The following is a 22,178-nucleotide window of genomic DNA, read 5'->3' as shown; positions in this document are numbered from 1 at the left end:
TCCCCGGAACCGAGGCGGACGGGGCCCGGTCCCGCTTGACCCGCCCGGTTCCGTGTCCCACCGTGATGTGCCGTGAGACCGGGGCCGGGTGACCTGAACCCCTGCCCCGGGCGTGCGACCCCTTCTCCGTCCCGTGGGCCGGCCCGGTGCGTACACACACGCGAGGGCGGCACGGCGCGACGGGCGCACGCGTCCGAACAGGCCGGGCCTTCGTCGTCCGGGACATTACGGCTTGCCACGTGAGGTTGTGCTATGTCACTCCAGGCGGACGAACGCCTTCCGCTGTCCGGGGCCCAGGAGGGCCTCTGGTACGCCGGACGGCTCGCACCGGACAGCGCCGCGTACCACACCGCGGAGGCCGTGGAGATCCACGGTCCCCTCGACACCGGCCTGTTCGAGACCGCGCTGCGCCGTACCGTCGCTGAAGCCGACACCTTCGCCCTGCGCTTCACCGACACCGACGACGGCCCCCGCTGCCACCGGGCCGCGGACGCGGACGACTGGCCCCTGCACCGCGTCGACGTCAGTGGCGCCGACGATCCCGAGGCCGCCGCGTGGGCGCACGTCCGCGCCGACCTCGCGGTCCCCGTGGACATCGAGAAGGGACCGCTGTTCGCGCACTCCCTGCTGACGCTCGCCCCCGACCGTTTCCTCTGGCTGCTGAGGGCCCACCACCTCCTGCTCGACGGCTACAGCTACAAACTCCTAGGGCGGCGCCTGGCCGACACGTACAACGCGCTGGCCGAGGGCCGCGAGCCGGCCCCCTGCGACTTCGCGCCGGTGAGCCGGCTCCGGACGGAGGAGGCGGCCTACCGCGCCTCCGAGGGGTACGCCCGCGACCGCGACCACTGGGCGCGCCGCCTGGCGGATCTGCCGGAGCCCGCCCGGCTCACCTCCCGTACGGCCGCCCCCGCCGCGCCCTTCCTGCGCCGCACCGCCGAGCTGGCGACCGCCGACACCGACGCCCTCGACGCCGCCGCGGCCCGCCTCGGTGTCCGGCGTACCGACCTGCTCGCCACCGCCACCGCCGCCTACCTGCACCGGATGACCGCCGCCGGGGACCTGGTGCTCGGCCTGGCCACCATGAGCCGCCTCGGCAGCGCCGCCCTGCGCACGCCCGGCACCGCATCCGACGTCCTCCCGCTGCGCGTGACCGCCGCCCCGGACACGTCCGTCGCGGAGCTGGCGCGGGCCGTCGCCGACGAGCTGAAGGCACTGCGCCGCCACCAGCGCTACCGGGGCGAGTTCCTCCGCCGCGACCTGGGCCTGCTGGGCACCGGACGCCGCCTGTACGGGCCGGTGCTGAACATCGTCCCGTTCGACGAGTCACCCGTCTTCGGTGGACACCCCACCACCTGGCACCACCTCTCCGGCGGAGCGGTCGACGACCTCCAGATCTCGGTACGCCCGGGCGGCCTCTCCGGCGGAGTGTGGCTGGCCTTCGACGCCAACCCGGCGCTCTACGACGAGGACGAACTCGCCCTGCACCGCGACCGGTTCCTCACGGTGCTGCGTCGGCTGGCCGAGGCGGCACCGGCCACCCCGCTGGGCGACCTGGACGTCCTGCTGCCGGGCGAGCACCCCCGCGACGCCCCCGTACGCACCTTCCCGGTCGAGCGGACCCTCACCGAGCTGTTCGAGGAGCGGGCGGCGGACGGGCCCGAGCGCACCGCCGTCACCTGCGGCGACGACCGACTGACGTACGCCGCGCTCGACGCCGAGGCCAACCGGCTCGCTCGGCTGCTCGTCGATCGGGGCGCGGGGCCGGGCCGGGTGGTGGCCCTGGCCCTGGACCGGGGGATCCGGCTGCTGCCCGCCCTGCTGGCCGTCCTCAAGACGGGCGCGGCCTACCTGCCGCTGGACCCCGGACATCCGGCCGAGCGGCTGCGGCTGGTCGTCGAGGACGCGTCCCCCGTCGTGCTGGTCACCGAGCGCGCCCACGCCCACCTCGCCGGGGACGCGCTTCCCGTCGTCCGCCTGGACGACGAGGGGGTCGCGGCGGATCTGGCCCGCCGCTCCGCCGCCGACCTCACCGACGCCGACCGGCTCGGGCCGGTGAGCCCGTCCGACACCGCGTACCTCATCCACACCTCCGGCTCCAGCGGCCGCCCCAAGGGCGTGCCGGTCCCGCACTCCCACGTGGTGCGGCTGTTCACCGCCGCGGCCGAGCACTTCGACTTCCGGGCCGACGACGTGTGGACGCTGTTCCACTCGTACGCCTTCGACTTCTCCGTCTGGGAGATCTGGGGCGCCCTGCTGCACGGCGGCCGGGTCGTCGTCGTCCCGTACGCCGTCAGCCGCTCGCCCCGGGAGTTCCTGGAGCTGGTGCACCGCGAGGGGGTGACCGTCCTCAGCCAGACCCCGTCCGCGTTCGAGCAGCTCGTCGACGCCGACCTGGAGCGGGGCGGGGACGCCGGGGCGCTGCGCCACGTCGTCTTCGGCGGCGAGGCCCTGCGCCCGGCCCGGCTGCGCCCCTGGGCCGACCGCCACGGCCTGGACCGCCCGGCGCTGGTGAACATGTACGGCATCACCGAGACCACCGTGCACGTCACCCACCACCGCCTCACCCGCGCCGACCTGGACGACCCGCGCCGAGGCAGCGTCATCGGCACCCCCCTCGCGGACCTCCGCGTCCACCTCCTGGACGCCGCGGGACGCCCCGTGCCGCCGGGCGCCACCGGGGAGATGTACGTGTCCGGCGCCGGCGTCGCCCCCGGCTACCTCAACCGGCCCGAGCTGACCGCCGAACGCTTCCTCGACGACCCCTTCGGCCCGCCCGGCACCCGCATGTACCGCTCGGGCGACCTGGCCCGGCGCCGCCCCGACGGCACGCTCGACTACCTGGGCCGCGCCGACGCCCAGATCCAGTTGCGCGGGTTCCGCGTCGAACCCGGAGAGATCGAGGCCGTCCTCGCCGCCCACCCGGGCGTCGCCCGCGCCGCCGTCGTGCCTCGCCGTGCCGACAACGGCGCCCAGCACCTCGTCGCCTACACGGTGCACTCGGGCGGCACGTCCGTGACCCCCGCCGAGCTGCGCGCCCACGCCGCGGCCCACCTGCCCGAGCACATGGTCCCCGCCGTCTGCGTCCCGGTCGACGCGCTCCCCTTGACCGCGAACGGCAAGCTCGACGTACGGGCCCTGCCCGCCCCCGACTTCACCGCCGCCGCGGCCGGCACCCGGCCCGAGACTCCCGCAGAGGCCCTGGTGTGCCGGTTGTTCGAGGAGGTGCTGAAGCTGCCCGGGGACACCGTGGGCACGGACGTGAACTTCTTCGACCTCGGCGGCGACTCCCTGCTCGCCACCCGTCTGCTGGCCCGCCTGCGGCACGGGACGGGTGCCGAGATCCCCATCACCGCCCTGTTCGAGACGCCGACCCCCGCCGCCCTCGCGCTGCGGCTCACCGCGCACACCGACGCCGGCCCGCCCCGGCCGGACCTCGGTGACGTCGTACGCCCGGGGCGGGTTCCGCTGTCCTTCGCCCAGGAGCGCATGTGGTTCCTCAACCGGCTCGACGACGGGGCGGCCACCTACAACATCCCGCTCCTCGTTCCGCTCGCCGCCGACCTCGACATCGAGGCGCTCCGGGTGGCCCTCGGTGACCTGGCCGACCGCCACGAGATCCTGCGGACGGTGATCGCCGAGGACGACGGCGTCCCGCACCAGCGCATCCTGCCGCCGGGGGAGACGCGTCCGGTGCTGCGCCGGGTGGACTGCCCCGCCACGGAGACCGCCGCCCACGTCACCGCCGCGCTGCGGTACCGCTTCGACCTGACCGCCGAAAGCCCCCTCGCCGTCTGGCTGCTGGGCACCGGTGCCGACCGGGTGCTGCTGTTCGTCCTGCACCACAGCGCCGCCGACGGCTGGTCCCTGCGCCCCTTCGCCGACGACCTGAGCACCGCCTACGCGGCCCGCCGGGCCGGCCGCGCCCCCGCGTGGGCGCCGCTGCCGGTGCAGTACGCGGACTACGCCCTGTGGCAGCGCGCCCTCCTGGCACCGGGACCGGACGGCCCGGGGCGGCTGGAGCGGCTGACCGCCCACTGGCGCGGCGCCCTGGACGGTCTGCCCGAGGAGTGCACCCTGCCCGGCGACCGGCCGCGCCCCACCGCGCCGCGCGGCGGCGGCGCGCACGTCGAGGCCGGCCTCGACGCCTCCTCGCACCGCGCCCTGGTCGACCTCGCCGACCGGGAGGGCGCCAGCCTGTTCATGGTGCTGCACGCCGCCCTCGGCGCCCTGCTCACCCGCTGCGGCGCCGGTGAGGACATCGTCGTCGGCACCCCGGTGGCCGGCCGCACCGAACCCGCCCTCGACCCTCTGATCGGCCTGTTCACCAACACCCTCGTCCTGCGCGCCGACACCTCCGGCGACCCCGCCTTCCGGGACCTGCTCGCCCGGCTGCGCACCGCCGACCTGGCCGCCCTGGACCACCAGGACCTGCCCTTCGACCGGCTGGTGGACGCGCTCAACCCGCCCCGCACACCCGGCCGGCACCCCCTGTTCCAGATCATGCTGGCCCTCCAGAACAACGAACCCGCCGTCCTCGAACTGGACGGCTCACGAACCCGGCTGCGGCCCACCGCCACCGGCACCGCCAAGTTCGACCTGTTCGTCGACGTCCTGGAGAGCCGCACCCCCGAGGGCGCCCCCGACGGCCTGACCCTGCACGTCGAGTACGCCACCGACCTGTACGACACCGGCACCGTCGAGGCGTTCGCCCACGCCCTGCGCGAGGTGCTGCGCACCGTGGGCGCCGACCCCGGCGTCCGCGTCGGGCGGCTGCCCGCGCTCCCCGAGCGTGCCCCCGCCCCGTCCGCGACCGGCCTCACGGAACTGGAGGACGCGGCCCGCTCCGTGCCCGGCGTCCACGACGCCCACGCCCTGCCCGGCACCGACGGCGCCCCACCGCGCCTGTACGTGGTCCCGGCACGGGCGGACGCCGCCGAACGCGTCGAGGACGCCCTGGACCGCGCGGGCCACGGCACCGTCCGCGTCACCGCCGTCAACGCGCTGCCCCGCACCGAGGACGGCACCGTCGACACCGCGGAGCTGGGCGCCCTGCCCACCGTCGACCGCACCGCCGCCGGGACCTGGCGGGAACGGCTGGCCAGGGTCCCGGGCGTCACCGTCGCCGAGGTGACGGTGGAGAACGCCCCGGAGGAACTGGAGCGCCGCCACACCGGCCTGCCCGACCGCCCCACGGGACCCGCCCCCGCCTCCGCCCGCCCCGGCCGCGCCTCCGCCGTACCGGCGCTCAGCGAGGGTCCCGCCCTCGCCGAACCGTCCGTGCCGAGCTGGGCCGACGCCCTGCGCCGCGCCGCCGAACGGGGCCGGGGAGACATCGTCCACGTCCACGCCGACGGCAGCGAGCACCGGCGCGACTACGCGTCCCTGATCCCCGAGGCGTCCCGCGTCCTGGCCGGACTGCGTCGGACGGGCCTGCGCCCCGGCGACCCGGTCATCCTCCAGTGCGACGCCACCGAGGACTTCCTCGCCGTGCTGTGGGGCTGCCTCCTGGGAGGCTTCGTCGCGGTCCCGCTGACCGTCCCCGCCTCCTACGACACCCCCTCGGCGGCCCTGACCAAACTGGAGGGCATCTGGCGGATGCTCGGCCGTCCCCGGATCGTGTGCTCCGCCGGACGCGAGGCCGGGCTGCGCGACCTCGCCGCCCGGCAGGACTGGCCCGGACTGCGGCTCACCACGGCCGACGCACTGCGCGAGGCGCCCGAGGACCACGACTGGCACCCCGCCCGGCCGGACGACCTCCTCCTGATGCTGATGACGTCCGGGAGCACCGGCCTGCCCAAGGCGGTGCGGCTCACCCACCGCAACGTGCTGACCCGCTCCGCCGCCACCGAGCAGCTGAACGCGCTCGGCGCGGACGACGTCTCCCTGAACTGGATCCCGCTCGACCACGTCACCGGCGTGGTGATGTTCCACCTGCGGGACGTGTACCTGGGCTGCCGCCAGATCCACGCCCCCACCTCCTGGATCCTGGAGGACCCCCTGCGCTGGATGGACCTCGCCGACCGGCACCGGGTCACCGTCACCTGGGCGCCCAACTTCGCCTTCGGCCTCCTCGCCGAGCAGTCCGACCGCTTCGCGGGACGCGCCTGGGACCTGTCGCCGATGCGGCTGGTGATGAACGCCGGCGAGGTCGTCGTGGCCTCGGCCGCCCGTCGGTTCCTGCACACGCTCGAGCCGTTCGGGCTGCCGCAGGACGTGATGCACCCCGGCTGGGGCATGTCCGAGACCTGTTCCGTGGTCACCGACACCGTCCTGCCCGCCGAACCCGTCCCGGACGAGGGGACGTTCGTGAGCTGCGGCCGGCCCTACCCCGGCTTCGCCATGCGGATCGTCGACGAGCAGGGCACGCTCCTCACCGAGGGTGAGGCGGGCCGCTTCCAGGTCCGCGGCACCTCCGTGACCGGCGGCTACCACGACAACCCGGAGGCCAACGCGGAGGCGTTCACCGAGGACGGCTGGTTCGACACCGGCGACCTCGCGTACCTGCGCGACGGCGAGCTGTACATCACCGGCCGCGCCAAGGACGTCATCATCGTCAACGGCGTCAACCACTACAGCCACGAGATCGAGGCGTGCGTCGAGGAACTGCCGTTTGTGGAGCGGAGTTTCACCGCCGCCGTCGCGGTGCGTTCCGATCCGTCGTCGCCCACCGACGAACTGGCCCTCTTCCTCCACCTCACCGAGGAGGCCACCGCCGAAGCCCTGCGGGAGATCGCCGGGAAGGTGACCCGGGAGATCGGCGTCAGCCCGGCCTTCATGGTCCCGGTCGGGCGGGACGCGATCCCCAAGACCGAGATCGGCAAGATCCAGCGCACCAGGCTCCGCAAGAGCTTCGAGGCGGGCACCTTCGACGAGGAGATCCGGCGGACCCAGCTCCTGCTGGGCAGCGCCGCGACCGTCCCCGACTGGTTCCTGCGGCCGGTGTGGCAGCGGGCGGAACGCCCCGAGGTCCGTACGACGCCGGCCGGCCGGCACACCCTCGTCCTCACCGGCGCCGACCCCCGGGTGCGGCGCCTCGCGGAGCGGCTCGCCGACCTCCTGCGGTCCGGCGGGGGCTTGTGCACGGTCGTCGACGAGGGGACGGCGTACGCCCGGCTCGACGCCGCGCACCACCGGGTACGGCCCACCGAGGAAGCCGACCACGCCGAGCTGCTGCGGCGGCTGGAGGCGGACCGGCGGCCGGTCGACGCCGTCCTGCACCTCGACGGGCTGCGCGACAGCCGTGATCCGGAGACGGCGCCGCAGGACACGACCGATGCGCGGGAACTGCTCGCCCTCGCCCGCGCCCTCGCCGCCCGGCCGGGCCGGCGACGCCCGGTCGACCTCGTGTACGTGACGGCGGGCGCCCAGGCCGTACGCCCCGGCGACCGCCCGTCCCCGGCCCACGCCATGGCGGGCGCGCTGCTCAAGTCGCTGACCGAGGAGTTCGGATGGCTGCGCGGCACCCACCTCGACCTCCCGCCGGACGACAGCACGGACCCGACGGCCCTGCTGGCGGCCGAGGCGACGGTCACCGTGAACGGCGCGGAGGTGGCGTACCGCGACGGACACCGTTACGTACGCCGCCTCGCCGCCCTGCCCGACACCCCGCCCCGCGCCGAGCCGCCCACACGCGACGGCTTCACCCTGCTCACCGGCGGCCTGGGCGGCGTCGGCACCGAGATCGCCACCCATCTGCTGCGCACCCCCGGCACCCGGCTGCTGATCACCGGCCGCACACCGGAATCCGAGACCGAGGGCCTGTCCCGTCTGCGCGAGCTGGGCGACGTCCGCTACGCCCGCGCCGACGTCACCGACGCACACCAGGTACGGGCCGCGGTGGAAGCCGCCGGCGAGGCGTGGGGCGCGCCCCTGACGTCGGTGCTGCACCTGGCCGGAACGCTCGAGGAACGCCCCGTGGGCGAACTGGACGCCGCCACCTGGAGCCGGGCCCTCGCGGCGAAGACGTGCGGCGCGTGGACCCTGCACCGGCTCACCGCCGACCATCCGGTCACCTCCTTCGTCACCTTCTCCTCGGTGAACGGCTTCTTCGGCGGCGCCATGAACGCCGCCTACGCCGCCGCCAACGCCTACCTGGACGCCCTCGCCCGGTACCGGCGGAGCCTCGGCCTGCCCGCGCAGTCGCTGGCGTGGAGCATGTGGCGCGAGCGCGGCATGAGCCGGGGCTACGGACTCACCGCCCTCACCGAGGCCCGTGGCTACCGGCTGCTCGACGTGCCCGCCGCACTGCGCTCGTTCGACCTGGCCCGCACCCTGGACGAACCGCACCTGCTGATCGGCGCCGACCGCACCGCCCCCTGGGTCCGCAGCCACGTCGTCGCCCCCGTGCGCCAGACGCGGCGCCTGGTGGCCCGCGTCGGCCTGGAGGACGGCACCGACCTGGGGGCCCTGTACCGCGCGGCGGCCGACGCGGCCCGCGCGACCGGACTGCGCGACGAGGTGTGGACGCTGTGCTCGGCGGGCACCACGGCACACTCGGACAGGACGGAGACGGGGGAGGAGCTGCGGCGGCTGGAGAGCCGGGTCGCCGAGGTGTGGCGCGGCGTCCTGGGCCGCGACCGGGTGGGCCGGGACGACAACTTCTTCGACCTGGGCGGCAACTCCCTGCTCCTCGTCACCGCCCGGACCGCCGTCAACCGCGCCTTCGGCACCGACCTGTCGGTCGTCGACCTGTTCGCCCACCCCACCGTGCGGGACCTGGCCCGCCACCTGTCGGCCACACGGGCCGGCTCCCCGACGGTCGCCGAACAGCCGGCACGGCAGGAGACCGGCGGCCTGGACCGCGCCAAGGAGCAGGCACAGCGGCAGCGCGCCGCCCGCGCCCGCCGTACCGCACGGCACGGCAAGGACCGGGGCCGTGCCTGACGGCACGGACGGCGGCGTGCCGCACGCCACCGGGCCGGGAGCCGGCCCGACGCACTCTTTGCGGCACCCCGCCCAGCCGTACGACGACCGGACGAAGCCCGCGCCGCACACCACCCAGCCCGGAGAGGACGAGGCACCCGCCGTGCACGACACCAGCGCACCGCCCGACGAGGAGTTCCCCGAGTTCCCCGCCGTCGCCGTCATCGGCATGGCGGGCCGCTTCCCCGGCGCCGACGACCTCGACGCCTTCTGGGAGAACCTGGCCGCCGGACGGGAGTCCGTACGGCCCGTCACCGACGAGGAGTTCCTCGCCGCCGGCGGCGACCCGCGCGACCTGGACGACCCCTCACTGATCCGGCTGGCGTCGGTCGTCGAGGGCATCGACCGCTTCGACTCCGGCTTCTTCGGCTACAGCCCCGCCGAGGCCGCCGTCGTCGACCCGCAGCAGCGGCTGCTGCTGGAGACGGCGTACCACGCCCTGGAGGACGCCGGCTGCCTCGGCGGCGACCGCACGGGCGAGGCGTTCGGCGTCTACGCGGGCGCCGGCGACAGCCGCTACTACCCGGCCCACGTGTACCCGCGCTTCGCCGGGCAGCCCGGCTCGGTGGCGCTCGTCCACGCGGCCACCGCCAACTCCCTGGGCACCCTCGCCACCCGCCTCTCCTACGAACTCGGCCTCACCGGCCCCAGCGTCTCCCTCCAGACCGCCTGCTCCACGGCGCTCGTCGCCGTCCACACCGCCTGCCAGGACCTGCTGGACCACCGCTGCGACACCGCACTCGCCGCGGCCGTCTCCCTCAACCCCTCCGCCGTACTGGGCTACCGCCACGTGCCCGACGGGCCGTTCTCACCCGACGGCCACTGCCGCGCCTTCGCAGCGGACGCCGCCGGCACCTCCTCCGGCGACGGCGTGGGAGCCGTCGTACTCAAGCGCCTGGAGGACGCCCTCGCCGACGGCGACCGCGTCCGCGCCGTCATCCGCGGCAGCGCCGTCAACAACGACGGCCGCCGCAAGGTCGGCTTCAGCGCGCCCAGCGCCGCCGGACAGACCGAGGTGATCCTCGCCGCACAGGCCCAGGCGGAGGTCGACGCCGGCACCATCGGTCTGATCGAGGCGCACGGCACCGCCACCAAGCTCGGCGATCCGATCGAGGTGTCCGCGCTCACCGAGGCGTTCCGGCACAGCACCCGACGGACCGGGTTCTGCGCGCTCGGCTCGGTCAAGACCAACATCGGCCACCTGGGCGCCGCCGCGGGCATCGCCGGACTCATCAAGGCCGTCCTCGCCCTGGAACACCGGCAGATCCCGCCGAGCCTCCACTTCGACCGGCCCAACCCGCTCATCGACTTCGACGCGAGCCCCTTCCGGGTCCCCACCGCCCTGGAGAAGTGGCCCGCGCCCGGCCACCCCCGCCGGGCCGCCGTCAGCGCCTTCGGCATCGGCGGCACCAACGCCCACGTCGTCCTGGAGGAGGCCCCGCCCACCACCTCCGACGCGCCCCGCCCGCGCGAGGACGGCCGCCGCCTGGTCCTGCCGCTGTCCGCGCGCACCGCCGTCGCCCTGCGCGGCCAGGCCGACGCCCTCGCCCGGCACCTCGAACGCCGCCCCGGACTGCGCCTGGACGACGTCGCCCACTCCCTGCGCACCGACCGGCCCGCACTGCGCCACCGCCTCACCGTCACGGCGGCCACCCGCGAGGAGGCCCTCGACGCGCTGCGCTCCGCCCCGCCCGGCCCCCCGCCGGCCGACGACCCCGTCCGCGTGGCGTTCCTGCTGCCGGGCGGCGGCACCCAGTACCCCGGCATGGGCGCGGAGCTGTACCGCGACCACACCGTCTACCGCGACACCGTCGACGAGTGCGCCCGCGTCCTGCGCCCCGTCCTCGGCGCCGACGTGCGCACCGCCCTCTTCGAGGAACGGCACCCCGACGACACGGCCGCGTTCCTCGGGCTCGTCGTCACCGAGTACGCCCTGGCCCGCACCCTCGTCGAGTCCGGGGTCCGCCCCGACGCGCTGATCGGCCACTCGCTCGGCGAGTACACCGCCGCCTGCCTGGCCGGCGTCATCGACCTGGACGACATGCTGCCCCTGGTCACCGAGCGCATCCGGCTCATCAGCTCCGCCGGCGGCGCCACCGTCGGCGTGGCCGCCCCGGCCGAGGAGATCGAACCGCTGCTCGACGACACACTGTCCCTGGCCGCCGTCAACGGCCCGAACGCCTGCACCGTCGCCGGACACCTCGAAGCCGTCACCCGCTTCGAGGACCGGCTCACCCGCCGCGGCGTCCCGTTCCGCCGCCTGCGCATCCCCGTCGCCGCCCACTCCCACGTCCTGGACCCGGTCCTGCCCGCCTACGAGACCCACCTCGGCCAGGTCACCCTGCGCCCGCCGCGCCTCCCGTACGTCACCAACGTCACCGGCACCTGGGTCACCGACGCCCAGGCCACCTCCGTACGGCACTGGCTGGACCACACCCGGAACACCGTGCGGTTCACCGACGGCATCGCCGCACTGTGGGACCGTCTGCACCCCGTCCTGGTGGAGATCGGGCCGGGCGACACCCTGACCAAGCTGGCCACCGCCCGGCTCGCCGACGAGGCACCGGTGACGGTGACCACCATGCGGCACGCCAAGGCCGACGCGTCCGACGGCTTCGTCCTCGCCGAGGCGCTGGGGCGGCTGTGGAGCGCGGGCTTCGACGGCGCCCTGCCCCCGGTGCCGGGCGCACCCCGGCGGGTTCCGCTGCCCCCGTACGCCTTCGAACGCCGACGCCACTGGATCGACGCCCCCGGCGCGCGCACCGGTACCGACGACGCCCCGGCCACGGAGGACGCCGTCCCCGCCCTCGCCCCCCGGCCCCGGCTGACCACCGCACACGTGCCGCCCCGCACGGAACGGGAAGAGGCGGTGACCCGCCTCTGGGAGGAGACCCTCGGCATCGGCGGAATCGGCGTCCACGACAACTTCTTCGACCTCGGCGGCGACTCGATGCGCGCCGTGCTGCTGGCGGGCCGGCTGCGGCAGACCGGCACCCTCGACGTGCCGGCGGCGACCCTGCTGGCCGCGCCCACGGTCGCCGGGGTCCTGGCCGCCGCCGACGAGCCCACCGACGGGCCCGACGGGGAGACGCCGGGATCCGCCCCCACCGCTCTCGCCCCGTTGCTGCCGCTGCGCCCCGAGGGCACCGCCCCGTCCCTGTTCTGCGTCCACCCCGGCGCCGGCGTCTCCTGGCGCTACACCGGACTGCTGCCCCACCTCGGCGGCGACCAGCCGGTCTACGGCATCCAGGCGGCCGGCCTCGACGGCACCCGGCCACCCGCGCCGGACGCCGCCGCCATGGTCGCCCACTACCTCGACCTGATGCGCCGGGTGCAGCCGCACGGCCCGTACCGGCTGCTGGGCTGGTCCTACGGCGGATTCGTCGCCCACGCCCTGGCCTGCGCGCTCCAGAGCGCCGGTGAGTCCGTCGAACTCCTCGCCCTGCTCGACGCCCCCCAGCCGCACGGCACCGCCCACGACCCCGACGCCGTCGAACGGCAGGTGGCGGCCCTGCTGTCGCGGGTGGCCGGTCTCCCCGTCGACACCGGGACCGCGGACGTGGACACCGTCCTGCGGCGGATCGACGCCCGGGTCACCGCCGACCCGACGAGCACCCCCGTCACCCGCGCCGAGGCCGCCGCCATCGCCGCCGTCATGCGCAACAACCTGCGCATCGCGCCCCAGTTCGTCCCCGGGGTCTACCGGGGCGACGTGCTGTTCTTCAGCGCGGCCGAGGAACGGCCCACCGACTTCCCGGCGGACCTGGCGGTGCTGCCCGGCAAGGCCGACAGCTGGCGCCCCCACGTCGACGGCACCCTCCACGACCATCAAGTGCCCTGCGGCCACTACGAGATGACCGAACCCGAACCGATCGCCCGCATCGGCGAGGCGGTCGCCAAGGCCCTGCGGGACCTCGGTGACCGAGCCGCCGCGCCCCCTGCCCCCTGAACACGTCGAACGCGCCTTGAGGAGAGCCAGCGTGGGACCGACCCAGGACCTCTACGAACTCGGCGACGCGCCCGAGATCGGCACCGCACCGAAGCAGATGTACGCCTCGCTCATCCGCCGTGAGCGCTACGGACAGCCCGTCGACGCCTTCCGGACCGAGGTGGTCGACGTCCCGCCCGTGGGCCGCGGACAGGTCCTGGTGAAGGTGATGGCCGCCGGCATCAACTACAACAACGTCTGGGCGGCGCTCGGTTCGCCGCTCGACGTGATCGCCGCCCGGCAGAAGGCGGGCGCCACCGAGGACTTCCACATCGGCGGCTCCGACCTGTCCGGGATCGTCTGGGCGGTCGGCGAGGACGTGCGCGGGGTGAAGCTCGGCGACGAGGTCGTCGTCCTCGCCAACCGCTGGGACGAGAAGGCCGACGACATCCGCCTCGGCGGCGACCCCACCTGGTCGGCCAGCCAGCGGGTGTGGGGCTACGAGGAGAACTACGGCTCCTTCGCCCAGTTCGCGGTCGTCGACGACTACATGCTCCACCCCAAGCCCGCCCGGCTGTCCTGGGCGCAGGCCGCCTGCTACATGGCGACCGCCGCCACCGCCTACCGCCAGCTCTTCGGCTGGCCGCCGCACACGGTGCGCCCGGGTGACCCCGTGCTGATCTGGGGCGGGGCCGGCGGCCTCGGCTGCATCGCCATCCAGCTGGTCCGGCACGTCGGCGGCATCCCCGTCGCGGTCGTCTCCAGCGAGGAACGCGGCGAGTTCTGCCTCAAGCTGGGCGCCGAGGGCTGGATCGACCGGCGGGAGTTCGACCACTGGGGGCGGCTGCCGGACACCTCCGACGAGGAGGCGATGGGCCGCTGGCTGTCGGGCGCCCGCGCCTTCGGCCGGGCCTTCTGGGAGGTCATCGGCGAGCGCCGCGGCCCGCGCGTCGTGCTGGAACACTCCGGCGCCGACACCGTCCCCACGTCCCTGTACGTGTGCGACAACGGCGGCATGGTCGTCCTGTGCGGCGGCACCACCGGCTACAACGGCGACGTCGACCTGCGCTTCCTGTGGATGCGGCAGAAGCGCCTGCAGGGCTCGCACGTCGCCACCGCCCGCGAGGCACGGGAGGTCACCCGGCTGATCGACCAGGGCATCGTCGACCCGTGCCTGTCCCGCGTCTTCGACTTCGAGGAGATCGGCCTCGCCCACCAGCTCATCCACGACAACCGGCACCCGGCCGGGAACATGGCCGCACGGGTCGGTGACCGCGGGTGAGGAGCGTGACGGAGGTGAACCGGAAGGGGTGATTCGCCCAGGCACCGAGGGGTACCTGCGGTGGGGTACGAGGAACGCGCACCACCGGGAGGAACCCCATGGGCAAGCTGGGCGACATGATGAACAAGGCCAAGCAGATGGCCAAGGGCCACCCCGATCAGGCGGACAAGGGCGTCGCGGGCGCCGAGCGGGCGGTCGACCAGCGGACGGGCAACAAGTACGACGCCCACACCGACAAGGCCGCCGACGCGGTACGGCGTTCCTACCGGGACGGCGGCGGCACGCCCGAACGCTGAGCCGACCCGGCACGACTGCCTCGCCGGTCCCGACGCATCGCGCCGGGGCCGACGAGGTCCTGCTCAGATGAGGGCGGCGGACGGGCCGAGGCCGGGGGACGGGCCGAGGACGTAGCCGAACACGCCGGTCCCGACGCGCACGACCCGCACCCGCACGGCGCGTGCCGGGTCCGCACGCAGCCGGACGACACACAGCCCGTCCTCCGCCGGGCCCACCCGCAGGTCGCGCAGGCTCACTGTGGGCCGCGCAGGACGCAGGCCCTGGGGCGTCTCCCCAGCCTCGCCGAGGCACGCAAGGCCGAGGCCGAGGTCGGGGTCGGGGTCGGTGCCCGTGCCGGCCAGAGCCTTCCACGCCGCCTCCTTGGCGGAGAACAGCTCCGTCACCGTCCAGCCGGCGCCCGTCAGCCGGGAACCGGCGTGGAACGGTTCGTCTCGGTCGTCCAGTAGTTCCTCCTCGTCCTCGCGCAGCACCAGGCGGGCCGCCGCGCGGGGGAGGGGCCGCAGCTCCAGGTCGCAGCCGAGCGGCAGACCTGGGCCTGCCGCTCGGGCCACGGCGACGGCGATGCCGGCGCTGTGCGAGATCGACGCCGCCCGGCCCGGCGGGAACACCGGCAGCCGCCCCGACCGGGGGATCTCACCGCAGTCCAGGCCCACCGCGCGCAGCGCCCGGCGGGCGGCGCGTCTGCCCGCCAGGAACTCCAGCCGGCGCCGAGCCGGCATCGAGGCGGCCGCGGCCGCCTCGGCGGGCCCCGCCGGCCGCGGACCCGGCTCCCGGACGGTCGCCGTGCCCAGACCGAGCCCGGCGGCGGCCAGCAGCGGGCGCAGTGCGGACACCTCACCGACCACGTCGGCGGGCTCGCGATCGGCCCCGGTCGGCCGCGAGGCCCGTGTCACGGCCGGCCCGGCCGGCGCGGGGCGCCCGGTGCTCGCCGTACGACGCGGCATCCGCTCACGCCCGCAGCAACTTCTTGACGATCTTCCCGGCGGGGTTGCGCGGCACCTGCTCGATGAACTCCACGCGCCGCGGCCACTTGTACGGCGCGAGCAGCCCCTTGACGTGCCCGAGGAGCGCCGCCGCGCCCGGGTCTGCTCCCGGTTCCGGGACGACGTACGCCAGCGGTACCTCGCCGTAGTCCTCGTCGGGCATGCCGACGACCGCCGCGTCCCGTACGGCCGGGTGGGTCAGCAGGGCGCGCTCGATCTCCGAGGGGTAGACGTTCTGGCCGGCGCGGATGATGACGTCCTTCGTGCGGTCCACCAGGCTGATGCGGCCCTCGTCGTCCAGGAAGCCGAGGTCGCCCGTCCTGATCCAGCCGTCGAGGGTGATCTCCCGGGTGGCCTGCGGGTCGTTCCAGTAGCCCCGCATGACGCCCGGCCCGCGCACCACGATCTCGCCGATCTCGCCGGGCGGCAGTTCCCGGCCGCCCCCGTCCACCGCGCGGGCGGACATGCCGGGCACGACCCGCCCGCACGGGATGCGGGCGGTGACGTCTCCCGGGGCGGGGTGCTCGTCGGGGCCGAGGGTGACGAACGGGCCGCCCACCTCGGTCATCCCGTACACCTGCCGGAAGCCGCAGCCGAGCCGTTCGACCGCGTCGGCGTAGACGTCGAGCGGCATGGGAGCGGCGCCGTACAGGATCTCCCGCAGACAGGACAGGTCGGTGCGGTGGGACGCCTTGGCCTGGAGCATGAAGCGCAGCATCTGCGGCACCAGCCACATGTGGGTGGCGCGGTGCCGCTCCACCGCGGTCAGCGCCCGCTGCGGCGTGAAGCCGGGCATCAGGACGACGGTGGCGCCGGCCGCCAGATAGGTCAGGGACACGACCATGCTGCCGTGGTACAGCGGGCAGCAGTTGACCATGACGATGTCGTCGGTGGGCCGGGCCATCACCAGCCAGCCCAGCGCGATGGCCCGGAACGACCCGCTGTCGACGGTGACCCCCTTGGCCTGACCGGTGGTCGCCGAGGTGTGCAGCACGGCGATCGGGTCGGTGTCGGCGACCTCCGGCAGGTCCCGCTCGGCGGCGAGGGTGCCCAGCGCCTCGAAGGCGGGCTTGTCGAGGGCGAGCCTGATACGCACCGACGCCGGCAGCTCGGGGTGCCGGTCCAGCAGCTCCGACTCGCCGATGACGGCCACCGCCCCGACGCGCTCGATGATCCCGGCGACCTCGGGTTCGGCCAGACTGTGGTTCAGCGGTACGAACAGCGCACCGAGCCGGGCGAGCGCGAAGTAGCTCTCCAGGACCTCGATCCGGTCCTTGGACAGCACGGCGACCCGGTCACCCCGCTCGATGCCCAGCTCGGCCAGTCCGCGCGCCAGTTCGAGCGTGCGGTCGTGGAACTCGGCCCAGGTGACGCTGCGTTCCTCGTCCACGAGGGCGGTACGGCCGGGCCGGCACTGGCGGTTGCGCTCCAGCAGTTGCGTCAGCCACATCACGCACCGCCGCTCGCACCGACGACGCCGCTCGCACCGGCGGCCGAGTGCCCGGCCACGAAGCGCTCGTAGTCGGCGATCGTGCGCAGCCCCTCCATGTCCTCGGCGGTGATCTCCACGCCGAGGCGCTGTTCCACCAGCAGCACGAGGCGCACCAGATCGCCCGAATCGATGCCGCTGGCGGCCAGGTCCACGTCGTCGCCGACCTGGTCGGCGTACTCGGCCGTGCCCGTGAGTTCGACCAGCAACTCCCTGATGGTGCTCATGGTTTCCCCTTTCGCCTCGGCGTGCCGGCCGCCGTGCGGTTCTCGACTGTCACCCCCACAAGAGGCGGGCGCCCGCGGCTCCCACTCCCCGGGCCACCCCGTGAGCTTTGTCACGCGGCCGAACCGCCGCACGCGGGGATAGCCGGACCGTCCGTCCGGCCTCTTACCGCAACGAGACGATCCGCTCCGCCCGGCCCCCGCGGCCGGCCGCGGGGCGTCCCGAGCCGAAGGAGTGATGCGAGTGCCCAGGCAGCCGGTACGGGTCCGGGCCCCGGGACGGCGCCCGACGCGCCGCACCACCGCGGCCGCCGGCACCGGACGCGCCGGTGGTGCCCGGTGACCGCGCCCCCTGCCGTCAGTGCCGTGTCCGAGGACGGGCCGTCGGCGCACTTCGACGCCTTCGTCGCGGCCGGTGGCACGGTCGAACCGCGCGACTGGATGCCCGACGGGTACCGGCGCATGCTGGTCCGTCAGATCGCCCAGCACGCCCACTCCGAGATCATCGGCATGCAACCGGAGGGTGCCTGGCTCACCCGTGCCCCGTCCCTGCACCGCAAGTCGGTCCTCATCGCCAAGGTCCAGGACGAGGCCGGACACGGCCTGTACCTGTACTCCGCCGCCGAGACGCTCGGCGTGGACCGCGCCGACCTGCTGGACGCCCTGCACCGCGGGCAGCAGCGCGCCTCCGCCACCTTCAACCACCCCGCGCTGACCTGGGCCGACACCGGTGCCATCGCGTGGCTGACGGACGGCGCCGCCGTCATCAACCAGGCACCCCTGTGCCGCACCTCCTACGGTCCGTACGCCCGCGCCATGCGCCGCGTCTGCCAGGAGGAGGCATTCCACGTACGGCAGGGCTACGACCTGATGCGCGCGCTGTGCGAGGGGACACCCGAGCAGAAGGAGATGGCGCAGGACGCGGTGAACCGGTGGTGGCTGCCGGCCGTGGCCCTGATGTTCGGGCCGCCCGACACCGCACAGGGCGGCGCCGACGCGCGGACCGCCGCACCGGGCGCCGCCGTCTCCCGCCGAGCCCGGGCGTGGGGCATCAAGCACCACACCAACGACGAGCTGCGCCAGCGCTTCGTCGACAGTTGCGTCCCGCAGGCCGAACGCATCGGCCTGACCCTGCCCGACCCGGCGATCCGCTGGAACGAGGAGCGCGGTCACTACGACTTCACCCCCGTCGACTGGGACACCTACCGCAGGGCCCTGGGCGACGACACCCACTGGGCGCGGCAGCGGATCGCCCACCGCCGGGCCGCCCACGAGGACGGGGCCTGGGTCCGGGAGGCCGCCGCCGCGTACGCCGCCCGGTCGGACGAGACGGAAGGACGGACCGGATGAGCGGGGCACGGGAGGGCGCGCCGGCGTCCTGGGAGGTCTTCCTGCGAGTCCGCCGTGGCCTGGCCCACCAGCACGTGGGATCGGTGCGCGCGGCAGACCCCGACGCGGCGCTGGCCGCGGCCCGCGACCTGTACACCCGCCGGGGCGAGCCGATGTCGCTGTGGGTCGTCCGCTCCGACGCCGTGCACACGGCCTCCCCGGACGAACGCGACCCGTACTTCGCCGCCGCCCGTCACAAGCCGTACCGCTACCCCGAGCACTTCGCGCCGCTGACCGAGAAAGGCCCCGAAGGTGAGCACGACGCGTGACACCTCGACGAAGACCGCGACCATCGACCTCTCGGTGGCGCCCACGCCGATGTCGGCTTCGGAGGCTCCCACGCCGACATCGGCCCCGGCGACCGGCGCGTCTGGGGGGACAGCGGGCGCCGCGCCGGGGGCTGCGCCGGCCGGCTCGGCCGCCGACCTGGCGCTCCACCTCCAGCGCCTCGGCGACGACGCCCTGGTCCTCGGACAGCGCCTGTGCCAGTGGATCACCCGCGCGCCGACCCTCGACGAGGACCTGGCCCTGTCCAACATCGCCCTCGACCTCGTCGGCCACGCCCGCACCCTGCTCACCCACGCCGGACGGCTCGACGGCACCGGCCGCACCGAGGACGACTTCGCCTACGGCCGCCCGGACCGCGAGTTCACCAACACCCTGCTGACCGAACTCCCCAACGGCGACTTCGCGACGACCGTGGCCCGGCAGCTCGCCTACACCCACTACGCCGTCCTGTACTACGAGCAGCTCACGCACTGCCCCGACACCGAACTCGCCGCGTTCGGGGCGCGGGCCGCCAAGGAGGTGGCCTTCCACCGGCTGCACGCGGACCGCTGGACGGTGACGCTGGGCCGCGGCACCGAGGAGAGCGCCCGCCGCATGCGCCACGGCCTGGAACGGGTGTGGCCGTACACCGGTGAACTCTTCGAGGAGGACGAGGTACTGCGCCGCCTGTCGGCCTCCGGCACGGTGCCCTCGCCGGCACCGCTGCGCGAGACGTGGCTCCACCGCGTGACGGGCGTCCTCACCGAGGCGGGACTCGCCGTACCCGCGCCCACCTGGTCGGCCAGGGGCGGCCGATCCGGGCTGCACACCGAAGAGTTCGGTGCACTTGTCGCCGAACTCCAGTCGGTGCGCCGCCAGTTCCCCGGAGGCACCTGGTGAGCGGGCGGGAACCCTCCACGCCGCGCCGGTCGGCCCGGGAGGTGCGCGAGCGGGTGCTGGCGCTTCCGGACCCGGAACTGCCGGTCATCGGCCTGGGCGACCTCGGCGTGGTGGGCTCCGTCGCCCCGGGGGCCGACGGCGTGCTGGAGGTCGAGATCACCCCCACCTACCTGGGCTGCCCCGCACTGGCCGAGATCACCGCCGCGGTACGGGACGTCCTGACCGCCTGCGGCCATCCCGACGGCCGCGTACGGCAGGTCCTGGCACCGCCCTGGACGACGGACCGCATCACCCCCGAAGGGCGGCGCAGGCTCGCCGCGCACGGGATCGCCCCGCCCGTGACCCCGGCCCCCGACGGCCCCGTCCCCGTCGGGCTGGGCGATGTGCCCTGCCCGCACTGCGGTGCGCGCGCCACCCGCCCGCACAGCCCCTTCGGCCCGTCCCGCTGCCAGTCGGTGTGGTGGTGCACGGGGTGCCGCGAGCCCTTCCCCCACGTGACCGCGTTGTGAGGCCCACCGTGAACACCGCCACCGTCACTACCTCGCCCGCTCCGCCGGCCGGCCTCGCCCACCCCGCCCGCCGGCACCGGCTCCGCGTCACCGAGGTCCGTCACCTGACCGCCGACACCGTGGCCGTCACCCTCGACGTGCCCGACGCCCTGCGCGCCGTCTTCACCCACCGCCCCGGACAGCACGTCACCGTCCGGCACCGCGAAGCCGGCCCCGGACTGCGCCGCAGCTACTCGATCTGCCCGCCCCCGTACGCCCCCGAGACACTGCGCCTGGTGATCAAGCGGGGCCGACCCGACGGTTTCGGCGCCCACGCGGCCACCGTCCTCGCACCCGGCGATCACCTCGAACTCTCGCCGCCCACCGGGACCTTCGCCCTGCCGGAGCTGTCCGGCGCCCACCACGTCCTGATCGCGGGCGGCTCCGGCATCACCCCCTTGGCCCCCATGGCCGCCCACGCGCTGCGCCACGACGCGGCCTGCCGCGTCAGCCTCGTCCACTCGGTCCCCACCTCCGCCGACGCGCTGCTCGCCGACGAACTGGCCGAACTGAAGGACGAGTTCGTCGACCGCTTCACCGTCCTGCACGTGCTGACCCACGAGGACCGGGGGAGTGGTGGCGGCCCGCTCACGCGGCGGCTCGACGAGGCCGGGCTGCGCCGTCTGCTGACGGCCGTGGACGCCCGCCCCGGCCCGGACACCACCTTCGCCCTGTGCGGACCGCCCGGTCTCGTCGCCACCGCACGGCGGGTCCTCACGGACGGGGGAGCCGATCCGGCACTCGTCCGCCAGGAACTGTTCACCACGGCACCACGGGCCCCGCGAGCACCGGAGCCGGCGCCGCCGGCCGACGCGGGAAGGGCCCGAGTCACCGCCCTGCTCGACGGACGCCGCCGCGTCGCCGCCGTGCTGCCCCACGACACGGCCCTCCTCGACGCGCTGCTGCGCGCCCACCCCGACGTGCCGTACGCCTGCCGCGAGGGCCTGTGCGGCAGTTGCCGCGCCAAGGTCGTCTCCGGACAGGTGAAGGCGGACCGCCAGTACGCCCTGGACGAGCGCGACCGCGCCGCCGGATACACCCTCGCCTGCCGGGCCCGGCCCCGCACCCCCGAGGTGACCCTCGACTTCGACGCCTGACCCGATCCCTGCCCACCCCCGGCCGGTCGGCCGCCCCACCCCCTCACCGAAGGAGCCCCACCATGACCACCGCCGCCCGCCACGACGGAAAGACCGCCCTGGTCACCGGAGGCAGCCGCGGCATCGGCAGAGCCATCAGCCGCCGCCTCGCCCGCGAGGGCGCCCTGGTGGCGGTCCACTACGGACACGACCTGACGGCCGCCGAGCGGACGGTCAAGGAGATCGAGGCCGACGGCGGCCGCGCCTTCCCGGTGCACGCCGAACTCGGAGTCCCCGGCGACGCCGACGCCCTCTGGGCCGCCTTCGACCGCGCGCTCGCGGAGCAGGACGCGCCCACGGGCCTGGACATCCTCGTCAACAACGCGGGCATCACCGTCCCCCGGCGCATCGCCGACGTCACCGAGGCCGACTACGACCGTGTCTTCGCCGTCAACACCAAGGCACCGTTCTTCATCGTCCAGCGCGGCCTGGACCGCCTGCGCGACGGCGGCAGGATCGTCAACATCTCCTCCGTCGCGACCCGCGTCGCCTTCCCGGCGATCGTCGCGTACACCATGACCAAGGCGGCCCTCGACTACCTCACCCTCTCCCTCGCCCAAGAGCTGGGCCCCCGGGGCATCACGGTCAACGCCGTCGCCCCCGGATACACCGAGACGGAGATCAACCCCACACTCGCCGTCCCGGAGATCCGCCGTAGATACTCCGAGGCATCCACCTTCGGCAGGCTCGGCGACCCCGTCGACATCGCCGACATCGTCTCGTTCGTCGCGAGCGACGACGCCCGCTGGGTGACCGGCCAGTGGATCGACGCCTCCGGCGGCGCCCACCTCGGCGTGTGACCCGTACGCA

At 75.0% G+C, this 22,178-nt stretch carries 13 protein-coding genes; 10 read left to right on the top strand and 3 right to left on the bottom strand.

What is annotated here, in order from left to right; all coding sequences use genetic code 11:
• Positions 1-252 precede the first annotated feature (252 nt).
• From ACFZP7_RS00965 to ACFZP7_RS00950, 4 genes are all read left to right on the top strand, one after another.
• A complete protein-coding gene (locus ACFZP7_RS00965) occupies positions 253-8,886 on the top strand; it encodes an amino acid adenylation domain-containing protein (protein WP_385633538.1) in 8,634 nt (2,877 codons plus the stop codon).
• Positions 8,879-12,874, top strand: coding sequence for a type I polyketide synthase (locus ACFZP7_RS00960; RefSeq protein ID WP_385633537.1), 3,996 nt, complete (start codon positions 8,879-8,881; stop codon positions 12,872-12,874). Before ACFZP7_RS00965 ends, ACFZP7_RS00960 begins: the two co-directional genes overlap by 8 nt.
• A gap of 31 nt (positions 12,875-12,905) precedes the next feature.
• Positions 12,906-14,135: a crotonyl-CoA carboxylase/reductase gene (gene ccrA, locus ACFZP7_RS00955; RefSeq protein WP_385633536.1), complete on the top strand. Its 1,230-nt coding sequence runs from the start codon at positions 12,906-12,908 to the stop codon at positions 14,133-14,135.
• Between the two features lie 98 nt (positions 14,136-14,233).
• Positions 14,234-14,431 (top strand): antitoxin, encoded by a 198-nt coding sequence (locus tag ACFZP7_RS00950; RefSeq protein ID WP_019328956.1) that lies wholly within the window; start codon positions 14,234-14,236, stop codon positions 14,429-14,431.
• A 63-nt stretch (positions 14,432-14,494) separates the two neighbouring features.
• On the opposite strand, the gene ACFZP7_RS00945 is transcribed toward ACFZP7_RS00950, so the two are convergent.
• The 3 genes from ACFZP7_RS00945 to ACFZP7_RS00935 form a co-directional block, all read right to left on the bottom strand.
• The gene (locus ACFZP7_RS00945) at positions 14,495-15,265 is read right to left on the bottom strand and encodes an enterobactin synthetase (protein ID WP_385633535.1); all 771 of its coding nucleotides are present in this window, start codon (positions 15,263-15,265) and stop codon (positions 14,495-14,497) included.
• A 115-nt stretch (positions 15,266-15,380) separates the two neighbouring features.
• Entirely contained in the window at positions 15,381-16,865 is a 1,485-nt protein-coding gene (locus ACFZP7_RS00940) for a class I adenylate-forming enzyme family protein (RefSeq protein ID WP_385633534.1), read from the bottom strand.
• Entirely contained in the window at positions 16,865-17,131 is a 267-nt protein-coding gene (locus ACFZP7_RS00935; RefSeq protein ID WP_062139041.1) for an acyl carrier protein, read from the bottom strand. Before ACFZP7_RS00935 ends, ACFZP7_RS00940 begins: the two co-directional genes overlap by 1 nt.
• A 336-nt stretch (positions 17,132-17,467) precedes the next feature.
• Between ACFZP7_RS00935 and paaA the strand changes: the two genes are divergently transcribed.
• The 6 genes from paaA to ACFZP7_RS00905 all read left to right on the top strand — a co-directional run bounded on the left by paaA (position 17,468) and on the right by ACFZP7_RS00905 (position 22,168).
• Positions 17,468-18,478, top strand: coding sequence for a 1,2-phenylacetyl-CoA epoxidase subunit PaaA (gene paaA / locus ACFZP7_RS00930; protein ID WP_029394107.1), 1,011 nt, complete (start codon positions 17,468-17,470; stop codon positions 18,476-18,478).
• Positions 18,475-18,786, top strand: coding sequence for a 1,2-phenylacetyl-CoA epoxidase subunit PaaB (gene paaB, locus ACFZP7_RS00925; protein ID WP_019328961.1), 312 nt, complete (start codon positions 18,475-18,477; stop codon positions 18,784-18,786). The genes paaA and paaB overlap by 4 nt, the downstream gene beginning before the upstream one ends.
• Positions 18,770-19,684: a 1,2-phenylacetyl-CoA epoxidase subunit PaaC gene (gene paaC / locus ACFZP7_RS00920; RefSeq protein ID WP_385633533.1), complete on the top strand. Its 915-nt coding sequence runs from the start codon at positions 18,770-18,772 to the stop codon at positions 19,682-19,684. Before paaB ends, paaC begins: the two co-directional genes overlap by 17 nt.
• Complete coding sequence (gene paaD, locus ACFZP7_RS00915; protein WP_385633532.1) at positions 19,681-20,193, top strand: 1,2-phenylacetyl-CoA epoxidase subunit PaaD; 513 nt, start codon at positions 19,681-19,683, stop codon at positions 20,191-20,193. The genes paaC and paaD overlap by 4 nt, the downstream gene beginning before the upstream one ends.
• Positions 20,194-20,201: 8 nt before the next feature.
• A complete protein-coding gene (locus ACFZP7_RS00910; RefSeq protein ID WP_385633531.1) occupies positions 20,202-21,329 on the top strand; it encodes a 2Fe-2S iron-sulfur cluster-binding protein in 1,128 nt (375 codons plus the stop codon).
• 62 nt (positions 21,330-21,391) lie between these two features.
• Positions 21,392-22,168, top strand: a complete 777-nt coding sequence (locus ACFZP7_RS00905) for an SDR family oxidoreductase (protein ID WP_062139035.1) — start codon at positions 21,392-21,394, stop codon at positions 22,166-22,168.
• The last annotated feature ends 10 nt before the right edge of the window (positions 22,169-22,178 follow it).

The sequence above is a fragment of the Streptomyces sp. SudanB5_2050 genome, assembly GCF_964272335.1.
Lineage (GTDB): Bacteria > Actinomycetota > Actinomycetes > Streptomycetales > Streptomycetaceae > Streptomyces > Streptomyces rochei.
Note: the sequence above shows the minus strand (reverse complement) of the source record. Positions and strands in the feature narration are given on the sequence as shown.

Bases quoted from the DNA above. Each gene is read 5' to 3' on its own strand.
- ACFZP7_RS00965 (WP_385633538.1), top strand. From the start codon at position 253: ATGTCACTCCAGGCGGACGAACGCCTTCCGCTGTCCGGGGCCCAGGAG.
- ACFZP7_RS00935 (WP_062139041.1), bottom strand. From the start codon at position 17,131: ATGAGCACCATCAGGGAGTTGCTGGTCGAACTCACGGGCACGGCCGAG.
- ACFZP7_RS00905 (WP_062139035.1), top strand. From the start codon at position 21,392: ATGACCACCGCCGCCCGCCACGACGGAAAGACCGCCCTGGTCACCGGA.
- paaB (WP_019328961.1), top strand. From the start codon at position 18,475: ATGAGCGGGGCACGGGAGGGCGCGCCGGCGTCCTGGGAGGTCTTCCTG.
- ACFZP7_RS00950 (WP_019328956.1), top strand. From the start codon at position 14,234: ATGGGCAAGCTGGGCGACATGATGAACAAGGCCAAGCAGATGGCCAAG.
- ACFZP7_RS00940 (WP_385633534.1), bottom strand. From the start codon at position 16,865: ATGTGGCTGACGCAACTGCTGGAGCGCAACCGCCAGTGCCGGCCCGGC.